General features: G+C 33.9%; 14 protein-coding genes. 6 read left to right on the forward strand and 8 right to left on the reverse strand.

What is annotated here, in order from left to right; all coding sequences use genetic code 11:
- The first annotated feature begins 41 nt into the window (after positions 1 to 41).
- Entirely contained in the window at positions 42 to 542 is a 501-nt protein-coding gene (locus J2W95_RS08065; RefSeq protein ID WP_310005767.1) for a CvpA family protein, read from the forward strand.
- Between the two features lie 154 nt (positions 543 to 696).
- Here the strand turns inward: J2W95_RS08065 and J2W95_RS08070 are convergent, their stop codons facing one another.
- The 8 genes from J2W95_RS08070 to J2W95_RS08105 form a co-directional block, all read right to left on the reverse strand.
- Positions 697 to 1,443: a tetratricopeptide repeat protein gene (locus J2W95_RS08070; RefSeq protein ID WP_310005769.1), complete on the reverse strand. Its 747-nt coding sequence runs from the start codon at positions 1,441 to 1,443 to the stop codon at positions 697 to 699.
- A 67-nt stretch (positions 1,444 to 1,510) separates the two neighbouring features.
- Complete coding sequence (locus J2W95_RS08075) at positions 1,511 to 3,256, reverse strand: BatD family protein (RefSeq protein ID WP_310006156.1); 1,746 nt, start codon at positions 3,254 to 3,256, stop codon at positions 1,511 to 1,513.
- Positions 3,257 to 3,355: 99 nt separating this feature from the next.
- Positions 3,356 to 4,090: a tetratricopeptide repeat protein gene (locus tag J2W95_RS08080; RefSeq protein ID WP_310005771.1), complete on the reverse strand. Its 735-nt coding sequence runs from the start codon at positions 4,088 to 4,090 to the stop codon at positions 3,356 to 3,358.
- 70 nt (positions 4,091 to 4,160) lie between these two features.
- Positions 4,161 to 5,192: a VWA domain-containing protein gene (locus tag J2W95_RS08085; RefSeq protein ID WP_310005773.1), complete on the reverse strand. Its 1,032-nt coding sequence runs from the start codon at positions 5,190 to 5,192 to the stop codon at positions 4,161 to 4,163.
- 134 nt (positions 5,193 to 5,326) lie between these two features.
- A complete protein-coding gene (locus tag J2W95_RS08090; protein WP_310005775.1) occupies positions 5,327 to 6,328 on the reverse strand; it encodes a vWA domain-containing protein in 1,002 nt (333 codons plus the stop codon).
- Positions 6,328 to 7,953 carry a phenylalanine--tRNA ligase subunit alpha gene (locus J2W95_RS08095; protein ID WP_310005777.1) on the reverse strand — a complete coding sequence of 542 codons (1,626 nt, stop codon included), beginning with the start codon at positions 7,951 to 7,953 and terminating at the stop codon, positions 6,328 to 6,330. Before J2W95_RS08095 ends, J2W95_RS08090 begins: the two co-directional genes overlap by 1 nt.
- A gap of 66 nt (positions 7,954 to 8,019) precedes the next feature.
- The gene (locus J2W95_RS08100) at positions 8,020 to 8,883 is read right to left on the reverse strand and encodes a DUF58 domain-containing protein (RefSeq protein ID WP_310005779.1); all 864 of its coding nucleotides are present in this window, start codon (positions 8,881 to 8,883) and stop codon (positions 8,020 to 8,022) included.
- 87 nt (positions 8,884 to 8,970) lie between these two features.
- Positions 8,971 to 9,975, reverse strand: a complete 1,005-nt coding sequence (locus J2W95_RS08105) for an AAA family ATPase (RefSeq protein WP_310005781.1) — start codon at positions 9,973 to 9,975, stop codon at positions 8,971 to 8,973.
- Between the two features lie 225 nt (positions 9,976 to 10,200).
- Here J2W95_RS08105 and J2W95_RS08110 point away from each other — a divergent pair, with 225 nt between their 5' ends.
- The 5 genes from J2W95_RS08110 to J2W95_RS08130 all read left to right on the forward strand — a co-directional run bounded on the left by J2W95_RS08110 (position 10,201) and on the right by J2W95_RS08130 (position 16,462).
- On the forward strand, positions 10,201 to 11,073 hold the full coding sequence (locus J2W95_RS08110; RefSeq protein WP_310005783.1) for an aldo/keto reductase: 873 nt from the start codon (positions 10,201 to 10,203) through the stop codon (positions 11,071 to 11,073).
- Positions 11,074 to 11,147: 74 nt separating this feature from the next.
- Positions 11,148 to 12,287, forward strand: coding sequence for an ATP-binding protein (locus J2W95_RS08115; protein ID WP_310005785.1), 1,140 nt, complete (start codon positions 11,148 to 11,150; stop codon positions 12,285 to 12,287).
- Positions 12,288 to 12,689: 402 nt separating this feature from the next.
- Positions 12,690 to 13,421: a metallophosphoesterase family protein gene (locus tag J2W95_RS08120; protein ID WP_310005787.1), complete on the forward strand. Its 732-nt coding sequence runs from the start codon at positions 12,690 to 12,692 to the stop codon at positions 13,419 to 13,421.
- Between the two features lie 34 nt (positions 13,422 to 13,455).
- A complete protein-coding gene (locus J2W95_RS08125) occupies positions 13,456 to 13,980 on the forward strand; it encodes a DUF6646 family protein (RefSeq protein WP_310005789.1) in 525 nt (174 codons plus the stop codon).
- Between the two features lie 19 nt (positions 13,981 to 13,999).
- Positions 14,000 to 16,462, forward strand: a complete 2,463-nt coding sequence (locus tag J2W95_RS08130) for a TonB-dependent receptor plug domain-containing protein (protein ID WP_310005791.1) — start codon at positions 14,000 to 14,002, stop codon at positions 16,460 to 16,462.
- The last annotated feature ends 28 nt before the right edge of the window (positions 16,463 to 16,490 follow it).

A 16,490-nucleotide genomic window follows, 5' to 3' on the forward strand; every position in this document is an offset into this window, starting at 1 on the left:
AATTCTTTTATCTTTGCGTCTTTAATTATTTAAAATAAAAAATGAGTTTTTTTGATATTATTATTTGTGGATTCTTGTGTTATTCATTCTATAAAGGAATCCGAAATGGACTTTTTGTAGAATTGGCTTCATTCGTTTCCCTTATTTTGGGAATTTACATCGCCATAAAATTTTCAGATGTACTCAAAAACATCTTTTCTGGTTGGTTGCATTGGAATCCTTATACTATTCAAGTTTTTGCTTTTATCCTAACTTTTATTGTCGTGGTTATTGGCATTTATATGCTTGGAAAGCTCTTGACCAATGTAGCTGATTTTGCCTTTTTGGGTTGGATTAACAGTGTTGGTGGCGGTTTTTTCAGAGTATTGAAAACCATTTTAATCATCAGTATATTTTTTACAGTTTTCGAAAAAATAAACTACCATAACTATCTGGCCAAAAAGGAAACACTTGACAAATCTATTTTCTTTAACCCAATTCAAAAAATATCAGGCTATATATTCCCGTCTATTGAGAAGTGGTATGATAAAGCGAGGAAATAGTTTTTGAGATAGCAGTTTTCAGATGGCAGATTTGTCTATGTAAAAATTAATTCTGAATCCTTTTAAAAAAGAATAGCCCGTAGTTGAAACTACGGGCTATTCTTTTTTAATATCATTATATCAAAGTCTCAAACTGAAAACTGCCATCTGAAATCTAATCTTTCACTTCTTTAATCGACCTACTGTCAATCCAACCTTCGGTTCCATCTGTTAATTGAATTTTTTTCCAGTATCCTAATGTTTCTTCCACGAACACTTTCGTGCCTGCGTGCAGGACAAAAGTAGTAGTGCTTGCATTTTGAGGCTCGCTTCTTACATCTGCAGATTCAGCAAAAACAATCGCTGGCCTTTCATTGTCAAAATGGCTTTTTTCAAAAAACCCGGCTGAAATACTCATTACAAGCAACAATAATATCACAAACATTCCTACAAAAAAAACTCTTTTTACAACTACAGTTTGATAAAAATAATAACCCATAAAAAACATCAAAAACAAAAATGCAAAGCCAACGGTAATCCAACCCCAAGTATCAAAAGTGTAAATCCCTGTAAAGTCACGTAGCAATTTTGCAAAACCTACTTTTGGAACTACTTTGATTTCGTCTATCGTTTGTTTTTGGGCAAATTTTATATTGTTTAAAGCATCTTTGTCCGTAGGATCTAAAATCAAGGCTTTCTCATAATTATAAATTGCTGGAGCCGTTTGGTGCAATTTATAATAACAATTCCCTAAATTAAAATACAACTCAACAGACTCTTTGTTGGTGGCCAAAACAGATTCATAGGCTTTTACAGCTTCTTCGTACTTTCCGTTTTGGTACAAAAGATTTCCTTTTTCAAAACCCGTCTGGGCATAGAAAACTTGTGAGATTAATAATAATATGTAAAAAATCTTTTTCATTTTAATTTTTTTTAAGATACTAAGTTGCTAAGATTCCGAGTTTCTTAGAATCTTAGCAACTTAGATATTAAATCTGTTTTTCCAATTCAGAAATGATGGCTACCGCTTTATCAAAATCATGTTGTATCGTTGCACTTGACGAAGGGGCATATCTCGCAATCTCACAATTCTCAGTAAGTGCAATAAAGTCATTAACTACTTCAGGTTTTGCTTTTCTAGACAACAACAATTCCTGAATATTATCTTTACTCATTTCCGAAGTTTCAATATGCAACTTGGCTTTTAAGAAATTATGCATTGCTTTTTCCAAGGCAACATAGAAAGGCTCTTTATTGCTGATTTGTTTTTTGGCTTCCGATAAATATTTCTTGGCCAATTTGTTGTTCATTTTGATTCTGTTTCCAAAAACATCACTGTCAATTGCTTCTTTTTTCTTTTTGAACAATACAATTATTGGAAGTAATAAGAACGGCAGGAACAATAACCCATAGAATTTATTGGATCCGAAAAATACAGGTTCCTCTCTTGCTGCAAGCTTTGTATTTAAGTCAATATATTTAAATTGTTCAGTAGGCTCAATCTTATTTTTTCCAGTACTTGTTGTGTCTTGTGTCTCTGCCGTTTGTGAAGGTCCATCCAAAACACTAATTTTTATTTCCGAAGAACTTACTGTTTTATAAGTACCCGTTCCTAAATCAAAATATGAAAAATGCATTGGTTTAATGATGTAATCCCCTTTGTATTGTGGCACAATTGTATAAGAATCTGATATCTTACCATTCATTCCAGATAATGGTGTATTTACTTTTTCGCTGTGTACTGCATCATACATTTCTAATGCGTTTGGCACTTCTGGCTTTGGTAACGTAAATAATTTTAAGTTTCCTGTCCCAGCAGCACTCAAAACAAGGTCCAAGCTTTCTCCATTTTTTAGAGTAGTTTTGGATGGAATTACCTTAAAATCAAATTTTCCTACGGCACCAGTAAAATCTTCCGGTTTTCCTGCTTCTGGCAAAGGTTTTACATTAATCATTTTGGTTCCTGCAGAAACTCTTTTGTTGTCGTCAACCAATTGAACTCGACCGTAATAATCTCTACGATTCGTTGGTAATTGAACTCCAATATCTAGAGAAAGTGGCTCTATAATCAACTTTCCAGATTTTTGTGGGTATAAAACTGTTTTGCGCAAAACTACATAACGATATTGTTCTCCTTTGAACATTCCTTCCTCGGCAACCAATTGCTTGATATCAATATTCTGGTTCCAAAAATCATTGTATTTTGGCTTACTAAGTTCTTTAAAACCAGTAATTCCAATATTATTAAAATACAATTTATATACTACCGTAATAGGCTGATTAATGTATGGATTTGTATTCGATATGTCAGCAACCAGATACAAATTGTCATCGGCAGAAACTTGATAGTCATTAGGGTCTCTAGGCTGTTCCGTTGCTCCGGTAACATTGATTTTTATGGGTTGTGTTTTGTAAATCTGGCCATTGTACTCAATCATTGCCTGTTTGATGACCAAGTTTCCTTTTTGGTTGGGCAATAAAAAATAAGAATAGCTTTTCTCGAAAGATGTTTTTCCATTTATCCAAGATTGGCTTACCTGCTGACTTGGCCCTGCAATAATTCTAAAGCCGTCAAAAGAAGGTTGCGCAAAATTATCTCCATCAATATTCATCACAAAATCAATACGTAATCTCTCGTTGAGACCAAGCGTCGTTTTGCTTACTCTTGCCTCAAATTGTACTTGAGCCAAAAGTCCTTGAAAACTTAATAGGAATAGAATTAAATATCTTTTCATTACTTGTTTAATCATTTTTTTGTTGAACTGTTTAATTGTTTAATCGTTGAACTGTTTCATTTAATAAACAAATCAACGATTAAACGAATCAACTAAATCTTACCAATCTTTCTCTGTTTTTCTAGGCGAGCCTTTTTCTTTATTGGCATTTACTTTATCCTGAATTTTCTTTTCCTCGTTGTTTACGGCATCCAAAAGATTTTCAGTTCGTTGTTTTGAAATACCACCTGGCTTAGGTTTTGGTTGCGCTTGATCGTCTTTCGGTTTATCTTCTTTTTTATCTTTGTCGCCGTCTTTCTTATCGTCCTTTTTATCTTTATCGCCGTCTTTCTTGTCGTCCTTTTTATCTTTATCCTTGTCCTTGTCTTTATCCTTGTCTTTCTTTTTATCGTCTTTTGGAGGAGGATTGTCTTTTAACATTTTTTTTGCCAAAGCATAGTTATAACGCGTTTCTTCATCCTCTGGATTATTTCGCAAAGCATTTTTATACGCTTCCACGGCTTGAGTATAATCCTTCTCTTTCATGAAAACATTCCCTAAATTATGGAAAGCTTTATGTTTTTGAGATCTTGTTTTTAAACTTTTCAAAGCATTCGCATACGCATATTTGGATTCCGAAAATTGATTTTGTCTATATATAGAATTTCCTAAATTATATGTAGCAACTGTTCTGCTCGGGAATTTAGAATGTGAAATTCTATAGTTCGCTTCGGCATCCACAAATTTCTTTGCTACATATTCCTCATTTGCTTCAGGCAAAACTTTGTCTTTCTCTTGGGCATTTGCCACAAAAGTTAAAAGCAATAGTAGTAAGTATATAATTCTATTTTTCATTTTTATTTAAATGTTCCTTTCAAAGTATTTTTCTAATGATTGCTTCGTTAGTTTACCTTGATTTTAAACTTTACTTATTCTCGTTAAATAAATTCAATTTGTTTACCCAACTGGTTTTTCTTTCTAAAAAGAAAAGATCCAAAAACAACAACACAAACCCAATTCCTAAAAACCATTGAAATTGCGATTGGAAGTCGGCCATTTGGGTGGCTTCAAATTCAGTCTTTTGAATTTTATCCAAATTTGCTTTTACGTATTCCAGTACTTCTTTGGTATTTTTCCCATTCACATAACCTCCTTTTGTAGCTTTTCCAATTGATTCGAGATTTTTTGAAACCAATCTCGTTATCACAATCTCCCCGTTTTGGTCTCTTTTATAACTTTCGACAACTCCATTTCTTTTCAAAGGAATAGTGCCGCCTTTTTCTGTTCCGACCCCGATGGTTATAATTTTAATTCCCAATTTACTGGCTTCATCTGCAGCAGCTTCCGCTCCTTCAGAATGATCTTCTCCATCAGAAATCATAATCAACAGTTTGCTTGTTTTTTTATCATCAAAAAAAGTAGATGAAATTCTGATGGCTTCGTCAAACGATGTCCCTACAGATGAAACCATATCGGTATTCATACTTTGCAAATACATTTTAGCTACACTATAATCGGTAGTTATCGGCAACACAGGGAAAGCGCTTCCTGCATAAGCCACAATTCCTATTCTATCACTTCCTAGTTGATTGATAATTTGCGATACAATCTGTTTACTTTTGTCCAAACGACTTGGAGCAACATCCTCACAAAGCATACTTTTAGATACGTCAATCGCAAACACAATGTCTATTCCTTCTCTTTTTACTGTTTCAACCTTGGTTCCAATTTTAGGATTTACCAATCCAAAAACCAGGGCAATTAATGCCAAAAGCAAAACGCCTAATTTCAAAAATGGTTTGAAAACAGAACGTTCTGGGCTCAATCTTTTGATAACTTCCAAATCTCCAAACTCGCGTTGCTTCTTCCTTTTCCAATATAAATTAAATAGAAAAAGTACCGCCACAACTGGCAGTATAAAAAGAAAGTATAAATAGTTGCGTTCGTCTAATTCCATTTTTAATTTTCTGAATTTAGATTTTAGATTTTTTTCTCTAAAATTGTGAATCTAAATTTGATATTGTTAATTCAATCTTATCTGTTTAGCTTTTAAACTCCCTTCTGATGGCAATCAGAAGTAGGATTTAAATACTATATAAAACTCCTATACACTGTATTACGTAAACCTATTTCCAACAACAATAAAAACCCAGCCAGTAAAACAAAAGGTCTGAACTTTTCGTCATAATCATAGAATTTCAATTCTTCAATCTCAGTTGTTTCTAGTTTATTGATTTCGCTATAAATTTGAGCTAATTTGTCATTACTAGTTGCTCTAAAATATTTTCCTCCCGTTTTTCTGGCAATACTTTTCATCATTTGCTCATCAATTTCTACCTTCATCATTCTAAATATCAATTGCCCATTTGGTCCAAGAGCATAAGGTGATTCTGCCATACCATTGCTACCAATACCAATAGTATAAACTTTTATTCCATATTGTTGTGCAATATCCGATGCCGTGTCAGGCTCAATGAATCCAGCATTGTTGACACCATCGGTCATCAAAATAACCACTTTACTTTTGGCTTTGCTGTCTTTGAGTCGGTTTACGGCTGTTGCTAATCCCATTCCAATTCCAGTTCCGTCTTGCAAAACATTATCGTATTTAATGCTTTTAATTGCTTCTTGAATAATAGCTTTGTCGCTCGTTACCGGTGATTTTGTGTACGCTTCAGAAGCATAAACTACAAGTCCAATTCTATCATTGGGTCTTTCATCCACAAAATTTGCCGCTAATTTCTTAAGGGCTTGCATTCGATCCGGCTTTAAATCTCTTGCCAACATACTTCCAGACACGTCAATTGCCAAAACAATATCTATTCCCCTTGTGGTTTTTGTTTTATTGCTAATATCAACCGTTCTAGGCCTGGCCATTGCCACTATCAACGATGACAAAGCCAATAAACGCAAAACGTCTAAGCCTGGTTTTAATTTAGCTAACAAAGAATCTGTTCCTTTGAACCCTTGAAGCGAACTCATTTTTAAGGTAGCAGATTGCTGGTTTCTTTTCCAAACTAGCCAGACAATTGCTAATGGAATTAAAAGAAACAACCAAAAGAATTCTGGATTTAAAAAGGTTATTTTTTCCATTAGTTACTAGCTGATTTAAGTTCTATCGAATTCATAATTCGCTCTGTCAATTCCTTTGCATATTTATCTCCTTCTTCGTGAAGAATCATAATTTGCTGTAATCCTCCTTCTTGTCCAAAAAGCACGATTTCATAATATATTTTGGAACTAGTTTGACTATTACTATCGATTCTTGAAAAAGTACCATATCCTTTTTTACCGGTTACTCCATTATTGGTTTGAAAATCCTCTTCTTTAACAATCATGTTCTGCGCTCCTTGGGTTTCCAATATTTTCAAAGAACTTTCAATCGCTTTAGATAAATCCAAAGCTCCTTCTTGTTTGTATTTTATAGTAGAAACCATAATGTAAAAATTGTCCAAAAAGCTTCCATATCCAAAGGATTGCATCTCTTTTATAAGAGCCATTCCGTCTTTTGGCAATGATTTTGTCAAATCAATTCGTTTCAAAACTTTTGGAGTTTCTACAATAACTCCTGGATTTCCATAGTCACTTTTAACCCATTCGCCTTCCAACAATTCTTTTGTTGGATGCCCTAATAAATTATCCTTAACGTAATCAAATCCCTTTGTTGCTATAAAGAAAGTTGTCGTGGCAAAAAGTAAAAAAACAACTGATCCAACTGCAATTGCAATACGCTGATTTCTCTTTTTTCTAAGCAAAATTTGAATTTGTTTTTGCTTTTGAGCTTCATTCAAAATAGTATCTTCTTCAATTGGCACTTCTACAGGAATCGCTTCATCTAGAGTTAAAATCGCTTTTTGAATTCTATTTCTATCTTCCGTTATTTCAAATTCCAAAGGTTTTGATTTGGCAAATTTCACTAAATCGGCCTGTTTCAAAACAGTAAATAAATTCTCTATCGTTTCTTGGGAAAGCTTCATTTTCTTTTTTAGCGAAGCAGTTTTTAATCCCTCAATCAACTCTGAAGTAGTGCTTTCCATTGCTGGAATTTCTATCGCTTCTTCTATATAATTTCGGGCAATATCCGTCAGTTCACTATAATACGCTTTCACTTCACCATGTTGCCAAAGCTCCTTTTTTTCTAAAGTATTAAGTAAACTTGTCGCTTTTTCTATAGGCGTTTTATAAACTTCTTCTTCAATTTTTTTCTTTTGGCGAATTTTTGTGTACCAATAAACGAAAGCTCCAATTCCTAAAATCAATAAAATCCCCAAAAGATATTTCCACCAATCTGAAGAATCTTCGGCTTTGACAATATCTTTAATGTCATACATTTTTTGTCTTAATGTATCAACCTGAACATTGGCAACCTCAACTTTTAAGGAGTCCGTCAAAAACTCTTTATTATTAATCAAAATCTTTATACTTGGAATTGTGTATTTCCCCGAATCAAATTGAGTCAAACCATACTTTTTGATTAATTCGTATCGGTCATCTTTTTTGATGGTGTCAATTGGATACGAATGAATTACTTCTAGCGCTCCAATGTTTTTTAGTTTTGGAAAAACAACTTTAGACAAAGTATCTACCGAAGTTTTTAAAGTCAATTTAAACTCAGCTCCAATTTTATTTTTTGTGGTATCGATACTGGTAACTACTTTTTGCTGTGCAAAAATAGAAGTCGAAATCAGCAGTAATAGTAGGTAAAGTTTAATTTTCATTTTTTATCTAATTAACCTTATCAGTTCCAATGGATATTCCAGAACTGATTGGGGCTAGGTTTCGTCTTATCGTGATTTAAAATAGCCTAATAATTTGGTGACATAACTTTCATCCACTCTCGTGTTTACAACACCTGAACCCGATTTACTAAAAGTTTCTTTAAAATAATTCACATTATCATGGAAGTATTTCTCATAATTCATTCGCACTGATTTTGAACCTGTATTAATCAATCGAGTTTCGCCTGTTTCAGCATCAATCATCGACACCATTCCCAAGTTTGGCATTTTTTCTTCTCGAATGTCATACACGCGAATACCTGTGATATCGTGTTTCTTTGAAGCAATTTTCAAGGTTTGCTCATAATCTCCCGACATGAAATCGGAAATGACAAAAACGATTGCTTTCTTTTTTTGGGTTCCCGACAGAAACTTCAAAGCTTGAGAAATATCTGTTTTGTGACTTTTAGGTTCAAATTCTATCAATTCACGAATAATCCTTAGTACGTGAGATCTTCCTTTTTTTGGCGGAATGTACAATTCGATTTGGTCCGAGAACAAAATCAATCCAATTTTGTCATTATTTTGAGTAGCCGAAAATGCCATTGTAGCTGCAATCTCGGTAACAATTTCTTTCTTAAACTGGTTCTTGGAACCAAAACTTTCAGAACCTGAAATATCGACCATTAACATCATGGTCAATTCTCTTTCTTCCTCAAAAACCTTAACATGCGCTTCATTGTATCTAGCTGTTACATTCCAATCGATGGCACGTATATCGTCGCCAAATTGATATTGACGCACCTCGCTAAAAGTCATTCCGCGTCCTTTGAACGATGTATGATATTCTCCCGAGAAGATATGATCGCTCAATCTTCGGGTTTTGATTTCTATTTTACGTACTTTTTTTAAAAGCTCTTTTGTATCCATTTTTTCAGATTTCAGATTTTAGATTTCAGATTTCAGATTTGCGGTCGAGTAACAACTGCTATCTAAATACTGCCAACTGTTGTCTGATTAAGGAACTTCGATTTCGTTTATGATTTTATTGATAATGTCTACCGATGTAATATTTTCGGCTTCAGCTTCATAAGTAACTCCGATTCTGTGACGTAAAATATCATGAACTACTGCACGAACATCTTCGGGAATTACATATCCACGACGTTTGATAAAAGCATAACATTTAGCGGCAGTAGCAAGATTAATACTTCCACGTGGTGATGCTCCAAAACTGATTAAAGGTTTTAAATCAGCCAATTTATATTTCTCTGGATAACGAGTAGCAAAAATAATATCCAGTATGTATTTCTCAATTTTTTCATCCATGTAAACCTCACGAACCGCTTCTTGTGCACGCAAAATTTGTTCTACAGAAACCACTTGATTTACTTTATCATAACTCCCTTTAAGATTTTGACGAATAACCAAACGCTCATCCTCCATTTTTGGATAATCGATAACTGTTTTCAACATAAAACGATCGACTTGGGCTTCCGGTAATTGGTAAGTTCCTTCTTGCTCAATAGGGTTTTGAGTTGCCAAAACTAAAAATGGTCGGTCTAACTTGAATGTGGTATCACCAATAGTAACTTGCTTTTCCTGCATCGCCTCCAATAAAGCGGATTGCACCTTGGCAGGAGCACGGTTAATCTCATCGGCAAGAACGAAATTAGCAAAAATCGGTCCTTTTTTTATAGAAAACTCATTGGCTTTAATATTATAAATCATGGTTCCGATAACATCGGCAGGCAATAAATCGGGAGTAAACTGGATTCTGCTGAAAGAACCGTGAATGGCTTGTGAAAGCGTGTTTATGGCTAAAGTTTTTGCCAATCCTGGAACCCCTTCTAACAAAATATGTCCTTGACCCAACAATCCAATTAACAGTCTTTCGACCATGTGTTTTTGTCCCACAATAACTTTGTTCATTTCCATAGTAAGAAGGTCTATAAAAGCACTCTCTCTCTCTATCTTTTCATTGATTGCTCTAATGTCTAAAGTCGTTGTATTTTCTTCCATTTTTTTATATTTATTCTCTTGATTTTTTGTGTCCTTTATTTAGTAGTGCAAATTGAATTTTTTTTTAGAAGTAAGATGTTAAAAAATGGTTAAAACTTCGACCAATTTCCTAATTTTAAGGACGAATTATGATAGTATTTACCTATTTTTAAGAACAAAAAGAAATAAACATCAAATTCATAGATTTACCCTCAAAATCACCCAGGTAAATAACAAAATAAAACCATGAGTAAAATTCCATTTTCAAAGATAATTGCAGGTACAATGACTTGGGGAGCATGGGGCAAAAACTGCTCTACTCCACAAATGGTAGAACTAATGAATCTATGTCTCGAAAGCGGCATTTCAACTTTTGATCATGCCGATATTTATGGAGATTACACTACAGAAGGAGACTTTGGTAAAGCTTTTGGCGAAAGCCAAATAAACCGAAAAGACATTCAGTTGATTTCTAAATGTGGTATTCAAATGTTGTCTGAAAAAAGAAGCAATACAATCAAACATTATGCTTATTCCAAGGAGTACATTATAGCCTCTGCAGAGCAGTCTTTAAAAAATTTACAAACTGATTATTTGGATCTTTTGCTGTTGCATCGACCAAGTCCATTAATGCAAGTGGATGAAATTGCTGAAGCAGTTGAAAAATTAAAAATAGACGGAAAGATTTTGGATTTTGGCGTTTCTAATTTTACGCCAAGCCAAAGTGATTTGATTGAGACAAAAACCAAAATAAACTTCAATCAAATAGAGTTTTCTGTTACTCATTTGGATCCAATGATTGATGGAAGTTTGGATCATATGCAAACCAACAGAATCACTCCTATGTGCTGGTCGCCTCTAGGAACTGTTTTTAGAAAAGATGATGAACAGTCACAACGAATTCGAAAAATCGCAAACGAGCTGGCTTCCAAATATGATGTAACAAATGATATTATTTTATTAGCCTGGATTTTGAAACATCCAGCTGGAATTTTACCGGTTTGTGGTACTTCAGACAAAAACAGACTTATCAATTTAATGCAAGCCACCACAATTGAAATGGAGTTACAGGATTGGTTCTCTCTTTGGTCTGCAAGTACCGGAAAAGATGTAGATTAGACTATTCAAGATTGATTTGGCAGTTGGATAAAACTGTTCTCAAGTAACAATTTTAGGTTGCAAATTCAGAAAAAATGATAAACAAGCGTCTACTTATTAAAAATCTATTGGCTCACAATGATGAGTCCAGTTTTTATGACAAAAAGCGACAGCTGAATTTGCATTCCAGAGAAGGAAAAGCTAAATTTTTGAAACACATTTGTGCGTTATCAAATTCAAATCCAACTAATAATTCCTATATAGTTGTAGGGGTTGAAGATGAGAACAATCAAATTGTAGGAGACGATTTTTTTGATGACAGTAGGATTCAGAATTTAGTAAATGCATTTCTTGAAAACCCTCCCAAAATTCAATACGAAAATGTCCCTTTTCCAAATTTACCAAAAGACAAAGTAATTGGACTTGTAACCATAAAACCCAACAGTAAAACATCTTCTTTCAAAAAAGGCATACATACGATTCCTGCCAATAGTGTTTTCATTCGTCGGGGCAGTAATACAATGCCTATTGAGGGTGAAGTCGAGAAAAATTTCCAAAATACGGAAACAGTAATTGGTATCGAAAATAATTCAAGAAACAGCATCGAATACACTCTTGACGGCGTGATTGATTTTATGAATTTTCGCCATAGAGATATGGCTCCAAAATATAAAGTTTTCAAAGAGTTATTCGTCATTTGTTGGGCAGGAATTGAAAAAAAATCCAGAAACAAAACCTTTCTTTCAAGAGTTGATATTGAACTGATTAACGAGCAAATCAAATTATTCTATTCGGCTCAAGATGTAGTTGAAATTACCTATGATGATGATAGCTTTACAATTATTGAATATGTTCCTTTGGGCTTAAATGACATAACCAGTTATTATCCTCTAGAGGAACAAACGATCCATTTTCATGATAACGGATACTATAAAATTGATCGAAAAATACTTTTTGAACCACCCGAATACAATAGGAAAATGCTCTACCATATTTATAATTCGAATATGGCTCTCTTAAATAAACTTGAAAAAAATATCAAATTATCGGAGCGGGAAAGAAAAGATTTGGACCATTTGCCTTCTACTTTTATGATTTGTTATCTCAATGGTTTTGAAGATGCCAAACAAAAGTTGATTGATGCTAAAGAGTTATTAAAACCATTTGCACAAGTCTATCTTTCGTTTAAAGAAGCATTGCGAATTCTCAGAAAAATGAAATATGATGTACAATAAGGAAAGTGCTTATTGAAATTTGAGTTGCCTTAATTAGCTAAAAAAACATGTTAGCCAAACAACCACATCATTTATAACTTGGCATACAAAATTGGTCATTAAAAGCAACAAAGTGAGAAGTGCATTCATTTTAAAATTTTTAAGTAAAATTATAATGTTTTTTTTTAGCATACAATCACTATAAATAATGATTTTTATTGAAATTCAAAAATACTTAAAAATACAATACAGCAACTCTGCATCAACTTGGAATTCAACGGATATAAATAACTATTTGACGGTTTTATTCTTAACAAAAACTTAAAACCGTTTCAATTAAGATACTTTTAACATCTCTTTCAAAAAAATAATAAACCAACACTTCTTTTCTCTTATTTTTGTAAAAGAACAAATTGAGAATAAATGAGAACATTAGTCATTGGCGATATACATGGTGGTTTGAGAGCTCTACATCAAATTTTTGAAAGAGCCAAAGTAAGTCCAAAAGACAAACTCATTTTCTTGGGAGATTATGTAGATGGTTGGAGTCAATCCCCGCAAGTTATTGATTTTTTGATAGAATTAAAAACAACCCATGATGTTATATGCATACGTGGCAATCATGATGAATTACTAAGAGAGTGGCTCAAGGATAATAAAAACAATGACCAATGGTACCAACACGGTGGAGAAGCTACTGTTTTAGCTTACCTAAATGTAGACGGCGAAACCAAAAACAAACATATAAAATTCTTGGAATCCTTAGAGGATTATTATTTGGACGAGCAAAACAGAATGTTTATTCATGCTGGCTTCACCAATCTAAATGGAGTCAACTTCGAGTATTTTCCTAAGTTATTTTATTGGGACCGAACACTTTGGGAAACCGCTTTGTCACTAGACCCGAATTTGAAACCAGATCATTTTCTTTATCCTAAACGTTTTACTCTATACAAGGAAATTTATATTGGCCATACCCCTGTCTCGCGTATAGGAAAAACCACTCCTGTGCAAAAAGCCAATATCTGGAATATTGACACTAGCGCTGCCTTCAAAGGCCCGTTGACTATTATGAATGTTGACACTAAAGAATTTTGGCAAAGCGAACCGCTGCCCAGTTTATATCCAAATGAAAAAGGAAGGAATAAAATCTAAATCTTATATTTGCCGAAAATTTATTACTTATTTTATGAAAAAGATTATAACAATTTTGTTTTTGGCTTCTTTTGGTTTAGTAAATGCACAACATGCTTTTAAGGGAAAAGGGGATGCAAAATTTAATTTGGGGGCAAACTTTCAAGATGGAGGTTCCGGGATTCAAGCATCTGCAGATTTTGGTCTTGGAGAAAATTTCTCTTATGGATTTGTAGCAACTTATTTATTGGGAGTAGATGAGTTTTCAGGTTTCTATGGTGAAAACACTTATGTGAACGCAAAGCCAGAATTTATAGATCGTTTTGATGCAAAATTTAGAATTAATGCTAATTTAAGTAGTGTAATTGGTGTAGACCAATTGGATATCTATCCAGGATTGAGCTTAGGATTGCACAATTTTGGAGGTCACCTTGGTGCTCGTTACTTTTTTACAGAAGGTTTTGGCGTTTTTACTGAACTTGGCTTCCCAATAGCAAAATACAGTAATGATAAAGAAGTATTCGATCATTTAAATAATCAAGTTACCTTTAGTTTAGGTGCTTCGTTTAATTTAGATTAAACCCAGTAAAAAAAGAATTATGAAAAGAATTTTTCAATTGAACTTGAGCGTCCTTTTATTATTTGCGGCTGGTCAAGCTTTTTCGCAAGACGATAAAAAAAAGGACAGCTTAAATACACAACTCAACAGTTTAGATGAAATTATTATTGTAGGAAGTAGAAATCCAAGTAAAAGTAAGCTTGAAACTCCCGTTCCTGTTGATGTAATTAACTTGGCAAAAATCAAAAATGTAACGCCACAAACAAGCATCAACGACATTTTGACCTATATGATTCCTGCTTTTAATTCGAACAGGCAATCGTCTTCAGACGGAACAGACCATATTGATCCTGCTTCGTTGAGAGGTTTAGGTCCAGACCAAACTTTGGTTTTGATTAATGGTAAAAGAAGACACACCACTTCATTGGTAAACTATCAAAATACGGTTGGAAATGGTTCGGTTGGAACAGATTTAAGTGCTATTCCAGCTTCGGCAATTAAGCGAATTGAGGTTTTGCGAGATGGGGCTGCTGCCCAATATGGTTCAGATGCAATAGCAGGAGTTATCAATTTAGTTTTGAAAGAAAACACAGGACTGGAAGCTAATGCTACTTACGGACAAACTTCTCGTAATGATGGCCAAACAACCAATTTAAATTTGAATTATGGTCATGAACTGGGTGACAAAGGTGGCTTTATCAACTTAACGGCTGAGTTTAACAATCGCGAAAACACCAATCGTTCTCAAAATCACAATCTGATTATCTTTGATCAATCGGCTTATGATAATTATTTTGCTTACGATTTTGCTGCCGACCCAGCAGCTTCTCGTCAAATAGACGATGATATGCTTGCCGCCAAAGGGTTAAACCGTGATGATTTTAATTTTCAAGTGGGTGATGCCAAGATTCAAAACATCCAAGGTTTTGTTAATACTGTAGTTCCTTTAATCGAAAATATTGAATTTTATGCTGCTGGTGGCTTTAACCAAAAAAATGGAACTGGATATGGTTTTAGACGTTTGCCAAGTGAAACAGAAAGTGTTGTTCCTGAATTATTTCCAAATGGCTTTCAACCAGAATTAAAGTCAAATATTCTTGATCTCTCCTTAATTTCTGGTTTAAGATTTAAATTCAGCGATTGGAAATTAGACTTAAGCAATACTTATGGATCAAATGATTTTAAATATGAGGTAAACAATACCAATAATTTTTCTTTAGGAGCGGCCAGTTCAACCAATTTTGATGCAGGAAGTCACTCGTTTATGCAAAACACGATAAATACAGATGCTTCCCGTTCTTTCACAACTGTTTTGAGCGGGCTAAATGTAGCTTTTGGCGCAGAATATAGATATGAAAATTATCAAATTGAAGAGGGTGAACCTGCTTCCTATGAAAATGGCGGAGCGCAATCTTTCCCCGGTTTTTCTCCGTTGAATGTTGTAAGTGAATCCAGAAACAGTATTGGCGTTTATGCCGACGCGGAATTAAATATTACCGATAAATTTTTAATTGATGCTGCGTTACGTTTCGAAAACTATAGCGATTTTGGCAACACTACAAACGGTAAACTTTCAGCCAAATATAAAATTACTGACAATTTTTCTGTTCGCGGTTCAGCAAGTACAGGATTTAGAGCTCCATCTTTGCAACAGCACTATTTCAACAATATAGCCACGGATATTGTAGATGGAAAATTATTAAATTCTGGTATTTTTAGAAATGACAGTGATGTTGCCAAACAACTTGGAATTCCAGAATTACAAGAGGAAACATCTACAAATTACAGTCTTGGATTTGTTTATTCTCCGATAAAAAAATTGAACTTTACGATTGATGCTTATCAAATTAAAATCGACAATAGAATTATCCTAACTGGAAATTTAGGAAATGATCCTTACGGCGAACCTATTCCAGAACTTCAAGAAATATTTGAAGCTTATGGTGCACAAACTGGCCGTTTCTTTACCAATGCCATAAATACCACAACCAAAGGGATCGATTTTGTAGCAGATTATGAGGTGAATTTAGGAGGTGGAAATCTAAGTATTTCGCTGTTATACAACTACAATAAAAATGAAGTAGATGATACTTTAAATAATGTTCCAACAATATTCGTTGGTCAGGAAGATGTTTATTATGGACCACAAGAAAGAAGCTTGATAGAAACAAATACGCCATTACATAAAGGAACTTTAGCTTTAAATTACGGTGTGAATAAATTCAACTTCATGTTGAGAAACACTTATTTTGGGGAAGTTACTCGAAACGGTTTCCCTTTCGGTATCGAACAAGAACACAGTGGAAAAGTGGTTACTGATTTAACTGTAGCTTATAAAGTTACCCCTAAAATTCAATTTGTTGTAGGAGCTAATAATTTATTTGATGTTTTCCCAGACGAACAAGTTTATGAAAACAGTTATTATGGGGTGTTTAAATACGCTCCAGTTCAAATGGGTACAACAGGTGCTTACTATTTTGCAAGAATAAGTTACCGCTTATAATTCTTTATTTCAAAGTTAATTTTATTAC

The organism is Flavobacterium granuli (assembly GCF_031456055.1).
Classification (GTDB): Bacteria; Bacteroidota; Bacteroidia; order Flavobacteriales; family Flavobacteriaceae; genus Flavobacterium; species Flavobacterium granuli_A.